At 66.4% G+C, this 22382-nt stretch carries 19 protein-coding genes; 8 read left to right on the forward strand and 11 right to left on the reverse strand.

Going from position 1 to position 22382, the window contains the following annotated elements:
• Positions 1 to 185: 185 nt before the first annotated feature.
• From NTV05_16375 to NTV05_16390, 4 genes are all read right to left on the reverse strand, one after another.
• Positions 186 to 1481 carry a radical SAM protein gene (locus NTV05_16375; protein ID MCX6545972.1) on the reverse strand — a complete coding sequence of 432 codons (1296 nt, stop codon included), beginning with the start codon at positions 1479 to 1481 and terminating at the stop codon, positions 186 to 188.
• The gene (locus tag NTV05_16380) at positions 1478 to 2368 is read right to left on the reverse strand and encodes a radical SAM protein (protein MCX6545973.1); all 891 of its coding nucleotides are present in this window, start codon (positions 2366 to 2368) and stop codon (positions 1478 to 1480) included. The genes NTV05_16375 and NTV05_16380 overlap by 4 nt, the downstream gene beginning before the upstream one ends.
• A gap of 53 nt (positions 2369 to 2421) precedes the next feature.
• A complete protein-coding gene (locus NTV05_16385; GenBank protein MCX6545974.1) occupies positions 2422 to 3084 on the reverse strand; it encodes a hypothetical protein in 663 nt (220 codons plus the stop codon).
• A gap of 189 nt (positions 3085 to 3273) precedes the next feature.
• The gene (locus NTV05_16390) at positions 3274 to 3417 is read right to left on the reverse strand and encodes a hypothetical protein (GenBank protein MCX6545975.1); all 144 of its coding nucleotides are present in this window, start codon (positions 3415 to 3417) and stop codon (positions 3274 to 3276) included.
• Positions 3418 to 3505: 88 nt separating this feature from the next.
• Here NTV05_16390 and NTV05_16395 point away from each other — a divergent pair, with 88 nt between their 5' ends.
• Complete coding sequence (locus NTV05_16395) at positions 3506 to 4504, forward strand: energy transducer TonB (protein ID MCX6545976.1); 999 nt, start codon at positions 3506 to 3508, stop codon at positions 4502 to 4504.
• A 113-nt stretch (positions 4505 to 4617) separates the two neighbouring features.
• On the opposite strand, the gene NTV05_16400 is transcribed toward NTV05_16395, so the two are convergent.
• From NTV05_16400 to NTV05_16410, 3 genes are all read right to left on the reverse strand, one after another.
• Entirely contained in the window at positions 4618 to 5937 is a 1320-nt protein-coding gene (locus tag NTV05_16400) for a dipeptidase (GenBank protein ID MCX6545977.1), read from the reverse strand.
• A 103-nt stretch (positions 5938 to 6040) separates the two neighbouring features.
• Complete coding sequence (locus NTV05_16405) at positions 6041 to 6277, reverse strand: hypothetical protein (protein ID MCX6545978.1); 237 nt, start codon at positions 6275 to 6277, stop codon at positions 6041 to 6043.
• Positions 6278 to 6729: 452 nt separating this feature from the next.
• Positions 6730 to 7188, reverse strand: coding sequence for a hypothetical protein (locus NTV05_16410; protein ID MCX6545979.1), 459 nt, complete (start codon positions 7186 to 7188; stop codon positions 6730 to 6732).
• A 145-nt stretch (positions 7189 to 7333) separates the two neighbouring features.
• On the opposite strand from NTV05_16410, the gene NTV05_16415 reads away from it, so the two are divergent.
• The gene (locus NTV05_16415) at positions 7334 to 7783 is read left to right on the forward strand and encodes a nuclear transport factor 2 family protein (GenBank protein ID MCX6545980.1); all 450 of its coding nucleotides are present in this window, start codon (positions 7334 to 7336) and stop codon (positions 7781 to 7783) included.
• Between the two features lie 46 nt (positions 7784 to 7829).
• Entirely contained in the window at positions 7830 to 8243 is a 414-nt protein-coding gene (locus NTV05_16420; protein MCX6545981.1) for a hypothetical protein, read from the forward strand.
• 74 nt (positions 8244 to 8317) lie between these two features.
• On the opposite strand, the gene NTV05_16425 is transcribed toward NTV05_16420, so the two are convergent.
• Positions 8318 to 8872 carry an NAD(P)H-dependent oxidoreductase gene (locus NTV05_16425; protein MCX6545982.1) on the reverse strand — a complete coding sequence of 185 codons (555 nt, stop codon included), beginning with the start codon at positions 8870 to 8872 and terminating at the stop codon, positions 8318 to 8320.
• A gap of 205 nt (positions 8873 to 9077) precedes the next feature.
• Between NTV05_16425 and NTV05_16430 the strand changes: the two genes are divergently transcribed.
• On the forward strand, positions 9078 to 10061 hold the full coding sequence (locus NTV05_16430) for a hypothetical protein (GenBank protein ID MCX6545983.1): 984 nt from the start codon (positions 9078 to 9080) through the stop codon (positions 10059 to 10061).
• A gap of 101 nt (positions 10062 to 10162) precedes the next feature.
• Here NTV05_16430 and NTV05_16435 read toward each other — a convergent pair whose 3' ends face one another.
• Together NTV05_16435 and NTV05_16440 are read right to left on the reverse strand one after the other, a co-directional pair.
• Entirely contained in the window at positions 10163 to 13114 is a 2952-nt protein-coding gene (locus tag NTV05_16435) for a diguanylate cyclase (protein MCX6545984.1), read from the reverse strand.
• Between the two features lie 85 nt (positions 13115 to 13199).
• Positions 13200 to 13910 carry a 16S rRNA (uracil(1498)-N(3))-methyltransferase gene (locus NTV05_16440; GenBank protein ID MCX6545985.1) on the reverse strand — a complete coding sequence of 237 codons (711 nt, stop codon included), beginning with the start codon at positions 13908 to 13910 and terminating at the stop codon, positions 13200 to 13202.
• A 336-nt stretch (positions 13911 to 14246) separates the two neighbouring features.
• Here NTV05_16440 and NTV05_16445 point away from each other — a divergent pair, with 336 nt between their 5' ends.
• The gene (locus tag NTV05_16445) at positions 14247 to 16103 is read left to right on the forward strand and encodes a PAS domain S-box protein (protein MCX6545986.1); all 1857 of its coding nucleotides are present in this window, start codon (positions 14247 to 14249) and stop codon (positions 16101 to 16103) included.
• Positions 16104 to 16349: 246 nt separating this feature from the next.
• A complete protein-coding gene (locus tag NTV05_16450) occupies positions 16350 to 18026 on the forward strand; it encodes an ATP-binding protein (GenBank protein ID MCX6545987.1) in 1677 nt (558 codons plus the stop codon).
• Between the two features lie 31 nt (positions 18027 to 18057).
• On the opposite strand, the gene NTV05_16455 is transcribed toward NTV05_16450, so the two are convergent.
• Positions 18058 to 21249: a hypothetical protein gene (locus NTV05_16455; protein MCX6545988.1), complete on the reverse strand. Its 3192-nt coding sequence runs from the start codon at positions 21247 to 21249 to the stop codon at positions 18058 to 18060.
• A 442-nt stretch (positions 21250 to 21691) separates the two neighbouring features.
• Here NTV05_16455 and NTV05_16460 point away from each other — a divergent pair, with 442 nt between their 5' ends.
• On the forward strand, positions 21692 to 21964 hold the full coding sequence (locus tag NTV05_16460) for a hypothetical protein (GenBank protein ID MCX6545989.1): 273 nt from the start codon (positions 21692 to 21694) through the stop codon (positions 21962 to 21964).
• On the forward strand, positions 21955 to 22356 hold the full coding sequence (locus tag NTV05_16465; protein ID MCX6545990.1) for a PIN domain-containing protein: 402 nt from the start codon (positions 21955 to 21957) through the stop codon (positions 22354 to 22356). The genes NTV05_16460 and NTV05_16465 overlap by 10 nt, the downstream gene beginning before the upstream one ends.
• Positions 22357 to 22382 lie beyond the last annotated feature (26 nt).

Here is a 22382-nt window from a genome sequence, read left to right on the forward strand (position 1 = left end):
GTGGCCTTTCGTTGCGGGGTTGAGGGTTGAGTGGTATCTCCTTCTACCCTCAGCGGAAGGCCTTTTTCAATAGAAAAGTAAGTAATCAGGGCGTGGGCCGCTCCGTTGCGCGCGCACTCACGATTGACGCATCAAGGTTAGCGGGTCCCGGCAACCTCGGCCGCGACGCTCCGCCAGCCCGTTCGTCACAAGACCACGTCGGCGGGCCACGGCTGTCGGCGCGCCGCGGTCCAGACCGTGTTCACGCAGTCGAGGGCGAAGTAGTTCTGGGCGAGGTGCAGCCAGAAGGCGCCGCGGTCGGTGAGCGTGACGGTGCCATCACGGCGAGTCGCGAGTCCCGCCCGTTCGGCGACACGCAGCCACCGCCGCACCCGCGGCGCGTCGGGCCCCAGCGCGACATCCATCTGGTCCAATGGAATCCGCGTGTCGTAGAGCCTCCAGTACAACCACCACCAGCCCGCGAACGCCCGTGAGAACGGCATGCGAAGCGCCACGGCGCCCGCCCCTTTCGTCGCGGCGCTGGTCCAGGTGTCGAGGTCGAACGTGTTGAATGCGAATCCGTCGGGCAGGTGCGAACCGGCGCCGGGCCCGATGCCGATGTATCCGGTCCGCGTCACCGACGAGTATCGCGGCGCCGTCCCCTTTCGGAATCCCCACACCGACACGCGATCGAACCCGTTCGCGGCGCTCCACCGACAGATGGCGCGGTACTGCGCGCGGCGCGTCCGCCAGTCGGGCAGCCGGACCGCCTTCAAATCGAGGTACGCGCCCACGGCCGTGTAGGGGAAGGTGAAGAGCGGGTACGCCGTGATCTGACTGGCACCGAGCTGCGCGGCACGGTCCAGGTCGGCCAGGAGCCCGGCAGTCGTCTGGCCGGGCAAGGCGAACATGAGGTCCACGTTCACCGACGCGAACCCGCGCGAGGCCAGGAGTGCGAGCGCGCGCTCGGCGACCACCGGCGCGTACGCCCGGCCGATGGACCTGAGGTGTGCCGCGTGGAACGATTGCACGCCGAGCGACACGAGCCCCACGCCCATGTCGTGCAGCCGGGCGACGCTGGCGGCGTCGATATCTGCCGGATTGGTCTCGATGGCGATGTCGCCCGTCAGGCGGAAGCGCAGGCGTGCCTGGTCGAGGACCGCGTCCACGCTGTCCAGCGCCAGCGTCGGCGTGCCGCCGCCGACGTAGATGCTCGTAACCTCGCAGCGTCCCACCGCTCGAGCCCACCAATCGACCTCGGCGACAGCCGCGCGCGTGTAGGCCCTGACGAGCGCGTCGTCGTGCGGGAACTTCGTATACGGACAGTAGGGGCACGCATGCCGGCAGAACGGCACGTGCAGGTACAACGAGGTCCGGTCCACCGGGGGCGGCACCCAGCCGGGCAGGGGCGCGTGGAATTCCCACCGGTGCCCCCGGCCAACGAGGCAGCGCCGGACCAGTCCCGTCGCGAGCCGCCGCCACGCGTCGGTCCGGGCGATCACCAGTACCTCGCCAGCCCAATCAGGGCACTGGGCCGCAGACGCCGCGCCTCGGCCAACTCGGTGCACGCGGCGTAGCCGCAGTCGGCGCACACATCGCCGGCCAGCGCCGACGCACGGCAGCAGACGGACTCGCCATCGACGTCGGCCACGTACGCCACCGGCAGACGCCGGGGCCATCGACCCGACGCCAGCGCCCGCAGTCCGGCGCGCGAATTCAGGACGGGCAACCCGGCCCGGACATGCGCCAGCAGTTGCGCGATGACGGGCGCGCGTTCGGCGGCGTCCAGGAACAGGTCGTCGCGGCCGTAGTACGGCGTGTGGAAGTAGAACATGACTCCGAGCACTGGAAACGCCGTGTCCCGCACCCACCGGAGGAACGGTTCGACGCCGACGGCGGTGCGGCGATCGATGACACAGATCACCGCCACCCTCGGATGGCCTCCGTCGCGCACGGCGCGTTCGACGTCGCAGAACACGGGCCCGCGCCGCGTGTCGAAGACCCCCGGCAGACCATCCATGCTCACCCAGACCACGTCGGCCGACGTCCTGATGCCGGCCATCCCGTTGGTATACACGTGCACGTGGAAGAAGCCCAGGCGCCGGGCTGCGGTGACGACGTCCTCCATCGTGCGCTTCCCGTCCTGCCAGAGCGTCGGTTCCCCGCCTGACAGGTACACGTCGCGGAATCCGCGTGCCCAGGCGCCCTTCAATGCCCGGACGATCTGGGCCCAGCTCATGTCGGGGCGGCCCGTATTGGAAACGCGGCATCCTCGACACGACAGGTTGCAGCGATCGGTCAGCGCGATGCCGTAGATGAGCGGCGCCGGCCGCCGCAGGATCGCGAATCGCCACGCAAACGGCACGTAGAACCGCAGCTTGTCCAGCACGCCAGGGCGGCTCCCCTCACGGTCGCCCCCAGGCACGCGTCCTCCGGCGCGCACTACTTGATCTCGATTTCCACCAGGATGGCGTTCTTCGTCCCGCGATTCACGAGCGTGTGCGTGACCGCCGAGTCGACCCAGTGCATGTCGCCGGCCTTGACCGGGTGTTGGCTGGATGCCCCGCCGGGCGCCGTCATCCGGAGGTCAACATCGGTGGCGGCGATGAGCATGTACGGCCGCGCGTGGCTGTGCTGCACGCTTGACGCACCTGGCGCGAGTTCGTAGCGATACACACGCATCCTCGCGTTCTCAGCCGCGGGCACGGCGATCGCGGGGACTTCGGGACCGGGCGGCCGCTTGAGAACCTGGAGGTCGATCACGTCGAACACGGTGGTGCCAACGTTGTGAACGCGATGCGTGTACGGCTTGTCCTCGTTGTCTCGCGTCGAGATGAGGCCGGGCCGGACGTATTCGCGCGGACCAACCGGTTGGCCAGGGATGTCCACCGCGATGACTGCGGTGTTCAGCCGGACCGCGGCATCATCATGAGCGTGCGTGTGCATGAGTGTGGCCTTGCCGGGCTCGACCATCACGCGAAACGCCTGCACATACTCGTTCTTGAAGGCCGTCTTGTGCACCGGCTCGTTCTCAACGGGCACGGCGCCATCCTGCAGTGACGCCGTGGCTGCCAGCAATACGAGTCCGCAAAGCGGGAAGTTCATGCGCTCCTCCATCGGCTTGGCGCCGGCCGTAGACTATAGGAAGCACGAGAGGCGCCTCCACTCGCGTGCCGCTGCGCGAGGTTAACACACCCGCTCTCAGACACCGTGGGCGGCGTTCGGAAGAGCCGCCCCGCCCGCCAGGCACAGTCGGCGCACACCCGTCGACATCCAGAACTCGTTTGCCTGATTCTACGCGCTGGAGTGTTCGCGATTCACATACGCCGCCATGACGAGAGCCATGACGAGAGCGATCACCGCGATCAGCAGCGCGCGCAAGTAGGCGACGATGCCTTCGCCAACGTGACGTCCGTTGGTCGCACGTGATTGCGCCACGCGTGAATGCGCTTGAACAACGCATCCGCTGCGGCCACAATTGGCCCCGTGTCCGGTGCGATCCCGCCCCCGGGAGATGGAGAGCCACATGGCCAGCCCCGTTCGAATCCTCGTCACCCTCGCGCTGTTGGTCGCGATCGCCATACCTGTGGGCGGACAGTCGCAGAATGCGGCGGCGGCGCCGCCATCAGTTGCAGACAGGGCGGACATCCAGGCGGCCATCAGCCATCTCGAACTGGCGCGCCAGCACTACGCGAATAACCGTCTCGCGGATGCCGAACAGGAGTTGTCGGACACGATCGATCGCGTTCGCGCGGCGCGGGCGGCAGAGGGCACCCAGCCGGCAGCCGGAGCCAGAGAACAACTGCCGCGCGCGGGGAGGGACGTGCCATTCCCGGCGATCGTTAAACGATCGCAACCCACCTATCCGCTCGAGGCGGCCCAGCAGGGCATCAGGGGCGTCGTAATCATCGACGCCGTGATCGACAGGACCGGCAAGGTCCGCAACGCGCGTATCGCGCGCTCGATTCCAGCGCTCGATCGAGTCTCGCTCGACGCGGTCCGTCAGTGGCGGTTCGCCCCTTCGACCCTCAATGGGGCACCCGCCGAAGTGGCGGCGACGCTCGTGCTGCCCTTTACCTTCCGCCGCGCGCCCCTGCCGACCGACGACCTCGACCTGGCCAGGTTTTACGCCGACCGCGGCGAGTTAGTGAGTGCGGAAATCGCCCTGGTCCGCGCGCGGGCGGCGATCACGCAGGAGGCCGCATGCTTCACCGATGCGCTCCCGATGGGCTGGGCCCCGATGGGCGCGAATCTCGGCCGCATCGAGCCGCCGCGGAAGATCAAGCATGTGAACCCGACCTATCCGCCGCTCGCCCAGAAGGCGCGCGTCACCGGAACCGTCGTGATGGAAGCGGTCATCGCGGTCGATGGCCGCGTCAGATGCCTGCGCGTGCTCAGGTCGGTGCCGCTGCTCGATCAGGCCGCGATCGATTCGGTGGCGCAGTGGGAGTTTACACCGGCGCTGGTGGCCGGCACGCCCGCAGCCGTGCGCCTGACGACCACGGTCAACTTTTCTCTTCAGTGATTCGTGACCGATGGCGACCGACTGCAGCACTTTCCGGATCATCGTCGAACGCGATGAGTTCCGCTCGCCGGAGGCGCAGAGCGCCAGAGATGCTCGGGCCCCCGTGCGTGTCGCTAGCGCGCCCCGGGCGGGTGATCGAGCGCGGCGATCGTCGCGCCCGAGGCTGGGCGCGCGGCGAGGCGGGCGGCGACCGCTTCCGCCTCCGCGAATACGCGCAGCAGATTCTCGCCGGCGACTTTGGCGACGTCGGCATCCGACCAGCCGCGGCGCATGAGCTCGGCGAGCAGTGCCGGGAACTTGTCGACGCCCTCGAGGCCGACCGGCGTCGCCTCGATGCCATCGAAGTCGGAGCCGATGCCGACGTGGTCGATGCCGGCGACCTTGCGGATGTGCTCGATGTGGTCGGCCACCTGGGCGAGCGTCGCGGCTGGCGCCGGATGCGTGCGCTCCCACGTTTCAAGCGCCGCCCTGGCCCGTTCCGGCTGGCCGATGTAGAGACCGCCGAACGGCGGACTGTTGTAACGGACTTTCTCGGCCTGGTGGTCGGCATCCCATCGGCGGTAGGCGTCCGACACGTAGGCGGCGTAGAAGTTCACCATGACGACGCCGCGGTTCGCGCCGACCAGCGCGAGCACGTCGTCCGACACGTTGCGCGGGTGATCGTCGAGCGCTCGCGCCGAAGAATGCGAAAAGATCACCGGCGCCTCGGTGACCCCGAGCGCCTGTTGCATGGCCGCAGGCGAGACGTGACTCAGGTCGACGAGCATGCCGAGGCGGTTCATTTCCCGGACCACCTCGCGGCCGAAGGGCGTCAGGCCGTTGTGGGCCGGCGTGTCGGTGGCGGCGTCCGCCCAGTCGTTGTTCAACGAATGCGTCAGCGTCATGTAACGGCCGCCGAGCGCGTACAGCTGCCGCAGCACCGCGAGCGAGTTGTTGATCTGGTGGCCGCCCTCGATGCCGATGAGCGACGCGACCTTGCCGGCGTGGTGAATCCGGCGGATGTCCGCCGCCGTGTACGCCATCTCCAGATCGTTCGGATAACGCGCGGCGAGGCGCTTGACCAGGTCGATCTGCTCGATGCCGGCCTGCACGGCCTCGAGTCCCGGGAGCGCCGGCGAGACCCAGACCGACCAGAACTGGCCGCCGACATGGCCCGCGCGCAGGCGCGGGATGTCCGTCATCAACGGCAGCGCGCCGGCCGGTGCAGGGAGCTTCGCGGTATCGGCCGCGAGATCGAATGCGGCGAAGTCGCCCTTGAAGCGCCCTCGCAGGTTCTCCGCCAGGTCGTTGTGGCCGTCGATGAGCGGCGTCGCGGCGAGCACGCGCGCGACGCGCGCCGCGTAGTCGGAATTCTGAGCAGCCGCCGCGGTGACCGACACGCCCAAGGCGAGCGCAGCGCCGAGGCGCCGTAGCGAGACTGCAGTCAACAGCATTCAGCTCTCCCTATCTGTATTTGCGCGAAGTCGATGGTGGTGTTCGCCCATTATGGACGCACTCGGAGGATTGTCACGGACAATTCGCCGTGTGCGGCGCACACTACGTCGCGACTTCCACGACGGGCTCGCAGCCGGAAGATCTGGCAGTGGACCGCAGGCCGATCCGCGCGGCCAGCCGGTCGAATCGGGGGTCGCTCCGGAGCGGCTCGAACGGCGGCGAAACGCGCAGCGCCAGCAACCCGGCGTCGCGCGTGCCCAGCCCGCGCTCGAGCCACTCGAAGGCGCGGTCCGCGTCGCCGAGCCTGGCGTAGATGGAGACGATGTTCCTGATGGGCACGTGGCTCGCCGCATCGCCGGTCGTCAGGCGCTCGATAAGCGCGTGCGCTTCCGCGCTGCGGCCCGTCCGGCCGTACAGGTGGCCGACAAAGCCGAGCGTGATGGGACCGGGCGTGGAGGACAGTGCCTTCGACGATGGCGTCGGCCCGCAACTGGTCGCGTGTCACGAGCCGCCCGGGATGGTCACAAACGCCGACGGGACGGCGACCGACTCTGACGCGACGCTGTTCGGCGGCTTCGTGATGGCTCCGATGAAGTTCGGACCTTACAACGGAGTGTGGGAGAGGACAGGTCACAACAGATTCGGCACCACGGCGATCGGGCTGATGTTCGATCCTGTCACCAGCGTGGTGATCGGTTTCGCTCGCGGAAGGTCAACTCTCCGCTACGACGGGAGCAGTTCGAAGTTGGTTGGGACGCTGGACTTCGATTTCGCCCCGTGCTCGAGCGAGTTCACCTGTCCAGACCCGACCGATCCGTCCCTCGGGTGGACCCCGCTTGGCAGCTTCCCGGTCGTCCTGTCGCGCGTCGCCCGCGTGCCAACCAGCAGCTGAAGTGAGCGGTGCCGCTGGGGCCCCCCGATTCGATCTTGGCGGGATTGGCTTTCATCTCCGCGAGGTACTGCGTCTTGTTCTGATGCCGGCCCTCGACATTGGAGACGAATTCGTTGGCGAGAAACTTCTCGACCACCGCGGTGTCCCTGGCGGGACCGGCCGCGTTCCACTGCTGTTCGAGTTGGAAGAGCGCCTGCTCGTCCTCGCCGGTCGCGGCGGCCCCGGGCATCGGCTGGCTGCTGTTGGGAACGACCCAGTCCCATTTCCACGACCCGTCCGCCTGACGCGAGGCAACCACCACCCAGCTCGCGGTATCGCTGAAGGGAGCGATCCCTTCGGCCTTCGGCGTGAGCTTCATCGTCCACGTGCCCCGCCCGCCCCGGCCAGGGGCCCATGAAATCCGTGCACATGAAATCCGTGCTTGCCTTAACCCTGCGCACCGGCGACAATGCCCGGAAACGCACAGTTCCGTTCACGACGGGTCCAACATCTGGAGGGCTGCCATGTTCCGAAACCTGCTGCTCATCGTCGTCGCGTTGCTCACCGTCTCACCCGCCTTTGCGCAGGCGCCGAGCGCGGTCGATCGTGAGATCATCAAGCTCGAACACGACTGGAGCACGGCCTGGCAGAAGAAGGACGCCGCGTTCCTGCAGAAGCTGTTCGCTGATGAGTACCTGTTCACGGATCCCGAGGGCGTAACGTTCTCCAAGACGCAGGACATCGCCAATACCACGGCAGCAACGACGAAAGTGGAGTCCTTTCTCTTCTCAGACCTGAAGGTGCACGTGTACGGCGACACCGCCGTCGTCACTGGACTCAACACTATCAAGGCCACGGTCGTTGGAAAGGCCTCGAACGGCGCGTATCGGTTCACGGATGTGTTCGTGAAGAGGGACGGCCGCTGGCAGGTCGTCACCTCGCAGTCGACGTTGGTGGTGCCGAAGAAGAAGTAGCCGTCTTGTCGAACCGGCCCGCCGAAGAGAGGGCAAGAGGCGCGGCATGACCGACGTCGAACAGATCTGGCGCGAGAAGAGCGACGACGACCTGCTGGTCGCCGCGGGAGAACTGGACACATACGAAGAAGAGGGACAGCGCGCGATCCGCGACGAACTGCGGCGGCGCGGCCTCGAAGACCCGGTCGATCAGGCGAGATTCCTCGCGCCGGAAGAGGCAGTCGTCCAGCCGGAAGACGGAGACGAACCTCCGGCCCGGAATCCAATGTGCCTGCGCTGCGAGGTCCCGCAGCGCTACCTGGGCGCGAGGTGGTTCCGGCAGGCGGCCGACGCGGGCGCGCTCACGGAACATAAGCCCATGTTCGAGATCAACCAGTCGTTCGACATGTACGTGTGCCCGGGATGCGGGCACGTGGACATGTACGTCGGCGGGGGGGATACCGACATCGCACGAGACTAGCGGCGGCGTTCGCCGAACTGCACCTCACCGGGGCCCACTGGCGTCGCGACGTCAGCGGCGTTCATCGGGCCCTCTTACCGTAGCGTCTTCAGCGCCCCGCCCCAGGCAATCACCTGGCTGAGCATCGCGTTCAGGGACTTCTCGTGCGTGGGCGCCGGCTTGAACGTGCTGAAGTTTTCGAAGTCGGTGACGAGCGACAGCGCGACCTGCGCCCGGACATCGGCCACCTGCAACTCCCCGATCACCAGCCGCAACTGCTCAACCGCGCGCACGCCGCCAGCTGAACCATAGCTCACGAATCCGGCGGCCTTGTTGTTCCATTCACGGTAGAGGTAGTCGATCGCGTTCTTGAGCGCGCCAGACGGCCCGTGGTTGTACTCGGGCGTCACAAACACGTACGCGTCGAACGACGCGACCTTCGCAGCCCACGCCTTGGTGTGCGGCTGGGCGTACTTCCCCATGGAAGGCGGCATCGCCTCATCCAGGAGCGGCAGGTCGAAATTCTTGATGTCCACGAGTTCGAACTCCGCGTCGCTGCGCTTCGCCGCATGCTCATAGACCCAGCGGGCGACCTCCTCGGCCTTGCGGCCCGGACGCGTGCTGCCGATCACGATGGCGATCTTGATCATCATGTGTCAACCTCCTGCTGAGAACGGATGGTGGGAGCGGGCGCGTCGCCGGCACCGGCACAAGGCAATAACTGCTGCGCACCCCTGTTGGCCCCATGCTCTCCAGCGTATGGCGCTACGGGGGTTCCTGAATGTGCCATAAGACACACCTACGCAGACTGCTTTCCCACATTTCTGACCAGACCTGCGTGAGATAATCGGCGTCATGCAGAAGACATCTTCGACCCACTCTCTGGCGCTCGCGGCCGCGCTGGTTGCGGCCATGTTGCTCACCGCCACCCTGCTGAACGCTGCTGCTCAGCGCGGACAGACAGGGCAGCCGCCGCTCTCGGCCAACCTTCAACAGGCTTCGGCGCTCATGCGCGAAGGCAAGACCGCCGACGCCATCGCGGCCGTGAAGAAAGAGCTGGAGACGAACCCCGCCTCCGCCCGGGCCGCAAACATGCTGGATACGCTCGGGGGCACGTCTGAAGCGCGCGTGGTATTTCAGCGCGTGATCGACGCCGCTCCCGATCCGGCCGCCAAAGCAACGGCCGAGCGCGCGATGGCCATGTCGTTTGCGTTCGACGGCGACTGCGCCAACACGGTGAAGCACGAGCAACTCGTGATCGCGTATTGGGTGACGCGCGAACAGGCCGAGCCGCAGAACGCGTTCTACCAGCAGGGCGAGGTGGCCAACGAGGCGGCGCGCGTCTGCATCGACGCGGGCGACCTGGCTGCCGCCGAGCGTTGGTACCGCACCGGCGCCGGGCTGGGGCTGAAGGAGCCGAGCCCGCAGACGCATGCGAAGAGCCTGTGGCAGTTCCGCCTCGCGCACGCGCTCGGCCGCATCGCGGCGCGCCGGGGCGACAAGATCGAGGCCCAGCGCCAGATTGCCGCGGCCCGGGCGGCGCTGGACGGCGATCCGGAGATGGCCAAGCAGCAGGAACGGTTCTTCCCGTATCTGGTGGGGTACGTGGCGCTCCATACCAACGACCTGAAGACAGCCGAGGCGGAATTGACCAAGGCAGTCGGGATGGCCGGCAACCAGAACGATCCCTTCATGCAGTGCCTGCTCGCGATGACGTTCGAGAAGCAGGGACTGGACGCGAAAGCGCGTGAGCTGTACGGAAAGGCCTACGGCCTGGCGACGGGGCACAATCCGCCGGCCGCGTTCGTGCGGCGATTTGCGCGCAACAAGATCGCGTAGTCTCCCAGGGGCGCGTGTGATGCGGACGGCTTCGCCGGCAGCCTGCAATTCCTCGACGGCACAACGTTGCTCGGACGTGTCACACGCTGGACGTCACCGACTCAGGCAGTCCGGTTCCGGCCGGCGTGCTTGGCCCGGTACAGGGCGGCGTCGGCCTCTGTGACGAGCGAGGCTATCGGGATCTCTCTCGACGGCATGCAGGCGGCCACGCCGAAGCTGACGGTGACCACCGAGGCTGTCGGCGAGGCGGGGTGCGGGATCGGGAGCGACGCGACGCCGCGCCGGATCCTCTCCGCCACCTCCACGGACGCCGCCCGGTCGAGGCCGGACAGGATCACCGCGAACTCGTCGCCGCCGTATCGCGCGGGGAGTTCGCCCGCGCGACGGACCGATCGCAGGAACACGCCGGCAACCGCCGCGAGGCACCGGTCACCTGCCTGGTGTCCCAGAGAATCGTTGTAGCCCTTGAACGCGTCGACGTCGGCCATCACGAGAGCGAGAGACGTCCCGAAGCGCGCCGCACGCCGCCACTCGTCATTGAGCGCCTCGTCAAAGCGCCGCCTGTTGGCAAGACCCGTGAGCGCGTCCAGAAACGACAGGCGCGAGAGGCCTTCGTTCGCAAGCCGCAACTCCTCGGTCTTCTCCGCGACGATCCGTTCCATCTCATGCTGACGTCGCCTGAGTTGGACGGTCCGCAGCTTGTAGACCGTTCCTGCGGCAGTCAGCGTCCCTGCAACCGCGAGCGCCAGGAACCACGCGGTCTGGTAGAAGAAGGGCCGCACCGTGACGGCAAGCGGCGCCGACACCTCGCCCCACGTCTTTCCATCTGCCGACGCGGCCACCCGGAAGAGAAAGCGGCCGTGCGGAAGGCTCGGATAGAACGCTTCACGCCGGGTCCCCGCGTCCACCCAGTCGGCGGAAAGCCCGTCCATCCGCCAGCGGAACCGGACGCGATCGGCATCAACGAGCGTCATCGCGGTGTAGCGGATCGTGAGCGTTCCAGCGCCGGGCGGGAGAAGGACGGCCTGGCCAGGATCCAGCGCGACCCCGTTCGCCGTAACTTCCTCGAAGCGAACGGTCGGAGGATTCGTCGACTCCGGCAGTTTCGACGGATCGACGACGACGAGCCCCTTGTAGCTCGGAAGCCACAGACGCCCTCGGGAATCGGTCGCGCCCGCCGGAGACTGGCCTCCCGCGAAGGTCGTGCTCCGGAGCGCGTCCGAGGCTCCATAGCCAACCGATGTCACCCTGGCGAGCCGCCCCTCCGCGAATTCGTCCAGCTCGTGTCGTGACACGCGAAAGAAACCGCGGTTGCACGTCATCCAGAGATTTCCGGTGCGGTCCTCGAGGATCGTCTGCGCGATGCCATCCCAGAGCCCGTCCGTGGCGCGGATGGCAACAAACCGGCCGTCACGAAGGCGGTTGATCCCGCCTCCACTTGTCCCGATCCACAGGCTTCCGCGCTCGTCTTCGTAAAACGCCAGGACTCTGTTGGACGCGAGGCCGTCCTTCATCGTCAGGGCGGCGAACTCGCCGTTGCGGACCCGAACGAGCCCCTCTCCGGACGTCCCGAACCAGAGCGTCCCGGCGCGATCTTCGAAAATCGAGACGATCGCGTCAAGCGACACCCCCTGGGCCTTCACGGGGACAAAGCCCCGCCCGTCAAATCGTGCGAGGCCAGTCATCGTCGCGACCCAGAGCGTCCCGGCGCGATCCTGATGAATGGCGCGAACGTCGGTGCCAGAGAGGCCCTCGGGGATCCCGAACGCGGTAATCCGTCCGCTCTTCAGCCGGGCGAGGCCCGAGGTGTACGTCCCGATCCAGAGGGAACCGTCCCGGTCCTCGCAAAGCGACGAGGCCTCATCGCTGGGCAGGCCGTCCCTCATCCGGAACGTCGTGACCGTTTCGCCAACGACGCGGTTCACGCCTCCGCCGGCGGTCGCCACCCATGTCGCACCGTCGCGTGCGTGGAGAACGGCGCGCGTGTTGTCGCTCGAGAGCCCCTCGGGGACGCCGAAGACGAGGAAGTGTCTGTCTCGCAATCGGTTCAGGCCGCCGACCCAGGTCCCAACCCACAGGCTGCCCTCGCGATCGACGTGGAGAGACCACACCTGGTCCGCCGAGAGACCCTCGGCCGACGAGAGACAGGACACACGCCCCGCGCTCATCCGGCAGAGCCCAGAGCCCCACGTCCCGATCCAGAGCGTGCCCTTCGCGTCGAGCGCGAGGGCCGAGAGTTGATTGGTCGGGAGGCCATCGGCAAGCGTAAAGGTGGTGATCCTGCCGTGAAGAACGCGCGCAAGCCCGCCGCCTGCGGTCGCCGCCCAGATCCCTCCCTCCGGATCTGCGAGGACGGCCCGGACTTCGGCATGCGGAAAGCCGTTCTCCGGACGAAGCGTTTCGAACCGGCCGCCCGAATACGAAACCAGTCCTCCACCCGTCGTGCCGATCCAGAGGACACCGTCCCGATCGAACGCGAGCGATCGGAGCTTGTCGGTGGGCAGGCCGTCGGCCTTCCGGAAGATCCGGGTGGCGCCGTTCTCCCACCGGACAAGGCCATTGTTGGTCGCCGCCCACACCGCGCCGTCTTTCGCCTGGCAGAACGACCAGACGGCGGTGCCGGCGGTCAGTTCTTTGGAGAAGGCGATCTGGAAGCGTCCATCCTTGTAGCGGACGGCGGCTCCAGAGCGGCCGATCCAGAGGTTCCCCTCGGCGTCCTGCATCAGGCCGAGAATCGACCCCGAGCCGAGCTCGGGAGTGGTGCGGCCATCGAAAACGGTGAAGCGGATCCCGTCGAAGCGGGCGAGGCCTTCGAGCGTTCCCACCCAGAGGTAGCCATCCCGCGTCTGGGCTAACGCCTGGACGGTGCTCTGCGGAAGTCCCTGCTCGGTCTGCCAGCGGTCGTTCTGGTACTGCGTCAGTGCGCGCGCCGGGTCCAGCGCCTCGGCTGGCAGCCGACCGGCGGCCAGCACAAACAGCAGCACCGCGACCTGCTCAATGCCGGCAAACGCGCCGCGTCTCCTCCGACGAGGTCCGAACGCGAACCACCGCAAGGTGTGCCTCCGCGACGATTCTACCGGATCGGAGATCGGGCAGGCTTGTAATGCTGCTGGACCTCGGAACTTATCGTTGAGAATCTTACCGAACCCTGCCGAGCAGGTAGCCGACGGCGACTTCGACGCGAAGGATGCGCGGCCCGAGCGAGACGGGCGCAAATCCACATCGCTCGAGCAGATCCACCTCGAATGGGACCCAGCCGCCGTCTGGGCCGATGGCGAGCGTCACTGGCCGATCCGCTTCGACGCGCGGTACCGCGGCACTCGCGGTTGGATGGGGCACCAGGCGCACGGACCGGCCCGCCCACTCGTCGAGCTCGTCCTCGACGAACGGCCGCAACCGCTCGCGGATTTCGATCCGGGGTGGACGCGTGTCACGTGCCTGCTCCAGGCCGAGGTCGATGAGGCTGTCCAGATACGCCGGGTCGAGAACTCTCGAGTCGAAGTAGCTCTTCTCGACGCGCGCGGCGTTGACGAGCACGATGCGATCGACGCCGAGCGATGCGACGGCGGGGATGACTCGCCTGAGCGCTTTGGGCCTGGGGATGGCCACCACGATCGAGACGCCTGCGCGCGGCGGCGGATCAGCATCGAACGTCGGCCTGAGGCGCAGACCTTCCGGCCCCTCCGATACCACTTCCCCGGTCCCGCACTTCCCTCCACGCATCCCGACCCGCAGCGTCTCACCCGCCAGAACGCGCAGCACCTCGCGCGCGTGCTCGTGCCGCCGGCCTGTCAACAGGGCGGTCCCATCATCGAGAATGTCGCCGGGCACAAGTAGAAGGAGATTCACGCCACCACCAAGTCAGGAGGATTCTACAGGATCGACATGAACCTGAATGGGAGAACGAACCCCACAGACAGAACCCTGATCGGCCGCGGCGGTCGGCGGGCTCGACGACCGGCCAGAATCTTGGCCGGGTGGTTAAGACCTTGGCCAGGTCGCCCGCTCAAATCAGCGGTCGCAAGCGACGTTAACCTCCAATTGCCTATGCAGTTGCACAGAGAATTGGCGCGGGCTCGTATCTGGCATCGCTTGTGCTTTGGAATGCCAGAGCGGGCCGCGTTAGCTCTGTCAAATTGTGGTTGAGCCGGCTAGGCAGGGGCAACGATTGTTCCAGGTGCGAACATGAAACTCACCGTCGCGATCCTCGGGCTCATGGTTGTCGGTCTGTTGGCCGGCGTGTTCACGGCCCTCGATCTTCGACGCCCGTCTGCGCTCGAGGTCCGCGATCAGCCGGGGAGGCCTGTGCTCTCCCTGCGGGAAGAGGGCGCACAGGGGACCGGGGAGCATCAGCCCGGAGACTCTCGCGGCGCGTTGACGCTTCTTCTCGGTCTGGTCGTTCTCGAATTCGTCGGGGGAGCCACGCTGCTCGTCCGGAGCCAGCGATCCAAGGCGAAGGTCAGAGAAGAGGCGCGGCACTGGCGCGAGGAACAGGCGTCGGCAGACGCGGCGCGCCGATCTGAGCAGCGGTATCACACGATCATCGAAACATCACACGATGCCATCTGGACACTGGACAGGCAGGGGATCTTCACGTCCTGCAATCGTCGCGCTGAGGAGTTCAGCGGATACACGAAGTCTGAACTGATCGGGAGCAGCTTCCTGCTGCTGCTTCAGCCGGAAGAACTGCCCATCGTTCAGCAGTTGTTTGCCGCGACACTGGCGGGGACACCGCACAGTTACGAGGTGAACGTGCGGGCGAAGGACGGACGCACACTCACGCTGGCGGTCAATAGCGTGCCGCTCTATGAGGATGAGGTGGTGATCGGTGCAATGGCCTTCGGGCGGGATGTCACGAGCCAGAAACGGGCGGAGGAAGAAAACCGCAAGTGGCAGGCGGAGTTTCTCCAGGCGCGGAAGATGGAGTCGGTGGGACGTCTGGCCGGCGGCGTGGCTCACGATTTCAACAACATGCTCACCGTGATCATCGGCCAGGTCGGACTGACGCTGGAGCGACTCGACGCCGACAGTCCGATTCGTGAGGATCTCAAGACGATCCAGGAGGCCGCCGATCGGTCCGCGGATCTGACGCGCCACCTGTTGGGTTTTGCCCGCAAGCAGATCATCAGTCCCAGGGGCGTCGATCTGAACGTCACGGTCGCGGCCATGCTGAAGATGCTGGGGCGGTTGATCGGCGAGAACATCGACCTGGCCTGGCTCCCCACCGACAGCATCTGGCCGGTCCGGATGGACCCGGGCCAGATCGACCAGATCCTCGTCAACGTGGTGGTCAACGCGCGCGACGCGATCGCGGGCGTGGGAAACGTGACAATCAGGACGGCCAACGTCGTACTCGACCCGACGTTCTGCAAGTCGCACATCGGCAGTAAGCCCGGGCAGTACGTGCTTCTGGCCATTGGTGACACGGGCGCAGGCATGGACGGGGAAATACTGAGCCATATCTTCGAGCCGTTCTTTACGACCAAGGCGATTGGGAAGGGAACGGGCCTGGGACTGGCCACGGTGTACGGCATCGTGAAGCAGAACAACGGGTACCTCGATGTCAGCAGCGAACTGGGCCGGGGAACGACCGTCAGCATCTACCTTCCTCGATCCCAGACCAAGGTCGTCGAACAAGGCCGCGTCGCGGACAGGAAGGAACCGGGAGGAACCGAGACGATTCTGCTCCTCGAGGACGAAGAGGCCATTGTGAATCTGGTCAAGCCGGCCCTGCAGCGTCTGGGGTACACGGTGCTGGCCGCCCGCACGCCGTCGGAGGGCCTGGCGCTGGCGGAGGACCACCCTGCGCCGATCCATCTGCTGCTCACCGATGTCGTGATGCCCGAGATGAGCGGCCGCAAGTTCAAAGAGCAATTGGACAAGCTCAAGCCGGGATCCAGGTGCCTCTTCGTGTCGGGTTACGCGGCGGATGCGCTCACCGACGACGGGGTACTCGACGAGGAGATCAACTTCCTTCAGAAGCCGTTCGCCGTCAGCGCGCTCGCCGACAAGGTCCGGGAAGTGCTGTCGCACGCGAACTGAACTCCAGGAGTGGACGCGATCGGCGCCGACCTGCCGCATGCGCGGGGCAGACGGCGCGCTATCGTGAACTCGCGCCGCCACACGCTAACCTCCAGCAGCCTTCGTGCCGACAAACAGGCGTTGGCTCCCCGATGCCATCAGTCCGGGCGCTGGCCGGACCGAACGCGGAGTAGACTGAAGAGAACGGGCTCGAAGCCTGCAGCGATGCGCAAAAGGCCGAGTGCCTCCGCGGCCGTACGTATGATCATGAAGAACGCCCTCCCAGTTCAGGACGCTGCGTCACCCGACTCTCCCGGCCCCCGACCAACGTCGCCCGGCGCCGCCAGAGGTTCGAATGACGCGGAGGCGCTGCGGCAGAGCGTCGAACGCCAGCTGCTGTATGTCACGAAGGCCGTCGAATCCACGAGTGAGGCTATCGGGATCTCGGACGCGCAGGGGCGCCACTTCTATCAGAACAAAGCGCTGTCCGATCTGTTTGGCTACGCCACGGCCGAGGAGTTGCAAGCCGCGGGAGGGGGGGCGGCGGTCGTCAAGGATCCGGCAGTGGCCAGGGCCGTGTTCGACAGTATCCTGAACGGCGGATCGTGGGCCGGCGAGCTGGAGATGGTCACGAAGAGCGGGCGTGTTTTCGAAGCCTACGAACGAGCCGATGCGATCAAGGACCATGAGGGCAACGTCGTTGGGGCGATCGGCATCGTCAGCGATATCAGCGGGCGGAAGCGATCCGAGGACGTGCTCCGCAATCTGAAGAAGGCTGAAGAAGCGCGCGACAAGATGGAGGCGCAGTTTCTCCAGGCCCAGAAGATGGAGGCGGTGGGGCGGCTGGCAGGCGGCGTGGCACACGACTTCAACAACATGCTCGGCGTGATCCTCGGGCATGTCGAACTGGCGATCGAGCAAGTCGACCCTGGGCATCCGCTCGTGGCCGACCTGGAGGGCATCCGCGCGGCGGCCAACCGCTCCGCCGACGTCACGCGGCGGCTCCTGGCGTTTGCCCGCAAGCAGACCGTCGCGCCCAGGATCCTCGACCTGAACGAGACGATGGTGGGGATGCTCGCGATGCTGCGCCGGCTCATCGGCGAGGATATCAATCTCGCCTGGCAGCCGGGGGCGGATCTGTGGTCGATCAAGATGGATCCCTCCCAGATCGACCAGATCCTGGCGAACCTGTCGGTCAACGCCCGCGACGCGATCGCCGACGTCGGCACCATCACGATCGAGACGAGAAACAGCATGCTCGACGCGGACTACTGCGCCAATCATCTGGGCTCGACGCCCGGGGAGTATGTGCGGTTCTCTGTCAGCGACACCGGCTGCGGCATGGACGCCGACACGCTTTCGCATCTGTTTGAACCGTTCTTCACCACCAAGGCCGTGGGCAAGGGCACGGGGCTGGGCCTTGCCACCGTGTACGGCGCCGTCAGGCAGAACAACGGTTTCATCGACGTCTCAAGCAAACCTGGCCGCGGGACGACGTTCACGATCTATCTGCCGCGTGACAGGAGCAACGCCAAGCCGGTTCAAACCGAAGGGGTCGAGGGGGCGGCCCTGCGCGGCGACGAGACGATCCTGGTCGTGGAAGACGAGCCGGCGCTTCTGAAGCTGACGACGCTCATGCTCAAACGGCAGGGCTATACCGTGCTGGTCGCGCGGTCGCCGGGCGAGGCCATCCGCCTGGCCACAGACTACGCCGGTCAGATTCATCTGCTCCTGACCGACGTCGTCCTGCCCGAGATGAACGGCTGGGACCTGGCCGCGCACGTCCTGTCTGTCTATCCCGACATCCAGCGCCTGTTCATGTCGGGCTATACCTCCGATGTCGTCACCCAACACGGTGTGCTCGACCACGGGGTGTACTTCATCCAGAAACCGTTCTCGCGCGAAGATCTCGGCGCCAAGGTCAGAGAGGCGCTGGGCGGGTAGGCGCCCGTTATCTCCTGGCTGGTGCCGGCGCCTACTGTCCGAGCAACTTGTCGGCTTCCGCCTTCAGGCGCGCGTAGTCCTTCTTCAGCACGGCGAGACGCTCGAACGCGTCGCGCCCCACCTTCTGATCGGTTCTCGTGCCGAGACCCGCCAGGTACGACGTGTGCGCCTGCAGCCCAGGCCTGGCGTAGCGCACGCCCTCCGGCCAGATGACCAGCTGCGAGTAGATCTTCTCGATCGCGGCGAGCCGATCCGGCGGCCCGCTGCGCGCGGCATCACGCGCTGTACGCACGCGAGTCACCAACTGTGTCACCTGCTGGGTAAACGCGCGCATTGTGACCACGTGTTGGTACTGCTCGGTCAGATCGGCGACTGTGACGCCCGACGCCGCCACGTTCGGGTCGATGAGGACCTTGAACGGCTGCGTCTGCGAGGCGCCGCCGACGGTGAGCTTCACCTGATAGGCCCCGGGCGGCATGGTCGCGCCGTCGCGGCTCTGAACATTCCACACGACGCGATTGATGCCGGTCTCCTTGGTCACGCGCGTCTGCACGCCACCGCCGCCGCGGCCAAACGAGGCTGGCGCCGCGTCGGGATCCGCCTGCGCCTGATCTGCCCCGCCAGCCTGCCCCGCCGAAGCCCCAGGCGAAGGCGGGCCGCCCTGCCCTGAGCCCGTCGAAGGGCCGCGTCCCCCTCGGCCGCCGCGTCCAGCGCGTCCAGCGCCAGCCACCGGGGCATCGCTGCTGTAGGTGTTCACAAGAGCGCCCTTTGCATCGAGCACATCGACTTGCACCGGCCCCGCAGGAACTGACGGCAGGTAGTACTCGAACACCGGCCCCAGCGTGGCTGGACTCACCTGCGTGCGATACGCGTCGCGCGGCGCAAACAGCTTGACGGCGTTCTTCGCGACCGCCGGCGTCAACTGGTGAAGCCCACTCAGGTTGTCCATGATCCAGAACGCCCGGCCCTGCGTCGCCACGAGCAGATCCTTCTTGTGGATCCTGATGTCGTTGATCGGGATCTGCGGCATGTTCTGGAAGAACGCCTGCCAGTGCGCCCCATCATCGAACGAGATGTACATCCCGAATTCCGTGCCGGCGTAAAGCAGGCCCTCGCGGTTCGGATCCTCGCGGACCACGCGCGTCGGCGTATCGGCGGGAATACCGTTCTTGCCGTCGGTGAGCCGCCGCCACGTCTTGCCGTAGTCGTCGGTCTTGTAGATGTACGGCGCGTAGTCGCCGAGCAGGTACCGATAGACCGCGTAGTACGCCGACCCGCGCCGGTGCGGTGACGGATCGATGAACGCGACGCGCCCGCCCTCGGCCAGCTCCTTCGGCGTCACGCGCGCCCACGTCTTGCCGTCATCCCGCGTCACACTGAACGGGCCGTCGTTCGATCCTGTCCAGATGACGCCCTTTTCGAGAGGCGACTCGCTGATGGCATAGAGCGTCGAGTAGAACTCTTCGCCCGTCACGTCGCGCGTGATGGGCTCGCCGCTCGGGCCCTGACAGCACGCCGGAAACGCCGTCAGATCCGGCGAGATCTTCTGCCACGTCACGCCCTTGTCGCGGGTGCGATGCAGGTACTGCGACCCGAAATACAGGACGTTGGGATCGAACGGCGACGTGTTCATCGGCGACACGCGCTGGAAGCGCAGGATGAGTTCGCTGCCGGCGTTGCCATAGAGCGACTGCCCGCCGATCCAGTAGCTCCTGCTCTGCCCCGTCCGCACATCCATCACTTCGTACTGACCCTTGCACGACCCGTAGATTGTGTTCGGATCGGTCGGATGCGGGAAGATCGGGCCGGTCTCGCACCCCGGGCCGCCACGCCAGTCGGCCAGGTTATAGGGATTCGCCACGCTCGACAGGATCACGGTGCTGTCGTCCTGCTGGGCGCCGTAGATCTTGTACGGGAAGGCGTTGTCGGCCGTCACCGCGTAGAACTCGCCGGTCACCTGATTCTGCTGCGTCGACCAGGTGCGCCCGCCGTCGGTCGAGACGTTGGCGCCGCCGTCATTCGACTGAATCATGATGCTGCCGTCTTTGGGACTGACCCAGATGTCGTGGTTGTCGCCGTGCGGCGTGCGCAGCGTGGTCATCGTCTTGCCGCCGTCCACCGACTTGAAGAACCCTTCCGCGCCGGCGTACACGACATCCGCGTTCAGCTGATCGGCGCCTAGCGTCGTGTAGTAGAACGGCCGCTGCACCAGGGCCGGTGTCGCGTTCACAAGCGCCCACGTCTCGCCCGCGTCATCCGATCGATAAAGGCCGCCGCCGGGCTTCGCTTCAACCAGCGCATAGATGCGATTCGGATTCGCGGCGGTCGTCGCGAGATTGCCTTTGCCGATGAGTTCGCCAGGCAGGCCCGTCATGATCTTCGTGAACGAGTCGCCGCCGTTCGTGCTCTTGTAGAACCCGCCTTCCCTGCTGCCGCTGATGATCGTCCACGGCTTGCGCTCGAGGCGCGACATCCACGCGTAGACAACGCCCGGATTGCCGGGCTGGAACTCCACGTCCATCGCGCCGAGCTCGTCGGAGAGATACAGCGTCTTCTTCCACGTCTTGCCGCCGTCGACACTCTTGAAGACTCCCCGCTCGGAATTCGCCTTGAAGATGTCGCCCGTCATCGCCGCCATGACGTGGTCCGGGTTGGACGGATGGATGCGAATGGCGCCCGTCTGGCCGCCGTCGCGGAGCCCCGCGAACGCCCACGTCTTGCCGCCGTCGATGGATTTGTAGATGCCGCGGCCGGTCGACACGTTGCTGCGTACGCCATCCGACCCGGTCCCGACGTAGATGATGTCGGGGTTGGAGTCGGCCACCGCAATCGATCCGATTGAGCCAAGCGGAATCTGCCCATCAGAAATGGGCGTCCACGTGCCGCCGCCATCGGTCGTGCGGAACACTCCTCCGCTCGCCACGCCCATGTAGAACGTCTTCGGCTGCGACGGCACGCCGGTGACCGTCGTCACCCGGCCGCCGCGCGATGGACCGACGAGCCGGTAGTTCAGGCCCTTTAGCAGCGCGGGATCGACCGCCGCCATCAGGACGGGCTTGGGCCGCGGGGCGACCGGCGCCGCCTGCCGTGGCGCTGACGTGATCTGTCCGGGCGCAGCCGCGCCGCCGGCCTGTCGGGCCGCGATCACCACGGACGCGGCACACACCGACGCGCACACCAGCGCGGCGCCCGCCGCGCGCATCAATCGAGTCGTTCGAGTCATGGACGTGTCTCCAGGCGGAACAGCAAGCGGAACAGGACCAATGTCGCCGATAGTATTACACGTTGAAGACCTTCGTCCTTGCACAGATCACTTCAGAGAGCCAGTCCCGCCTCGCTGCCTCCGGGCAGGCGACCAGGTTTGAAAGGCGTGTCGCAGGTCATGATCGACAAGATCGTCAGCGTGCCACGGGCCGCGATCCGCGCAGACTGTGGCGAGTGCGACGCCAGAGAACTCGACGCCGTAGACGACGAATTGCGCCGCTGGCTCGGGCTTGTGTGACCGTGGTGCCCGACAACAGGATCTCGCAGTTCTCTATCGCACCGAAGTAGCGCAGCGGAACCCCGCGCTCGCGTGGGCTGACCCCGGCCACCAGACGTCGCTCGACAGCCCCAAGAGCCATCGGTCCCGGTGCGGGTCAGACAAAATATGATAATCTGATTGTATGAGAAAGACGACCATGACGGTGACCGAGGCGGCCCGCAATTTTGCCGACTGCGTCAACCGTGCGCATTACCAGAACGTCACATTCGTGCTGCTGAGAAATGGCAGGCCCGTCGCCCGGCTCGCACCGGAGGCTGAGAAGCGCTGCACCGGCCGCGATCTGGCTGACGCGCTGGCCCACGCCGACCTCTCGCCTCGCGAGGCCAGCGCCTGGCATCGCGATCTCCGAGCCGCACAAACATCCCTCAAGACACCGAGCGCCAAATGGCGATAATCCTGGACGCAGATGTCATCATCCGCGGCGAAAAGGGAACCTTCGATCTAGGGACGTGGCTGGCGAGCCGGCCGGACGACCTGTTTGAGGTGGCCTCCATCACGGTCGCTGAACTCTGGCACGGCGTGGAGAGGGCCACGGGGCCCCACAGGGCGAGGCGGCTGCATTACCTGCAGACATTCCTGTCGCCGTTGCCCATTGTTCCCTACACGGAGCACACCGCGTACGAACACGCTCGAATCTGGGCGGAACTCGAGGCCGCCGGCAAGATGGTTGGCTCCTACGACATGATTGTGGCCGCGACGGCCATCGAACGCACCAGTGTGGTCGCCACGTTCAACGCTCGCCACTTCAACGTCGTGCCGGGCCTGGCGACCATCATTCCTCGCTAAAGAACACGACGGGCCTGTCCCTACAG

Source organism: Acidobacteriota bacterium (genome assembly GCA_026393755.1).
Classification (GTDB): Bacteria; Acidobacteriota; Vicinamibacteria; order Vicinamibacterales; family JAKQTR01; genus JBAXOX01.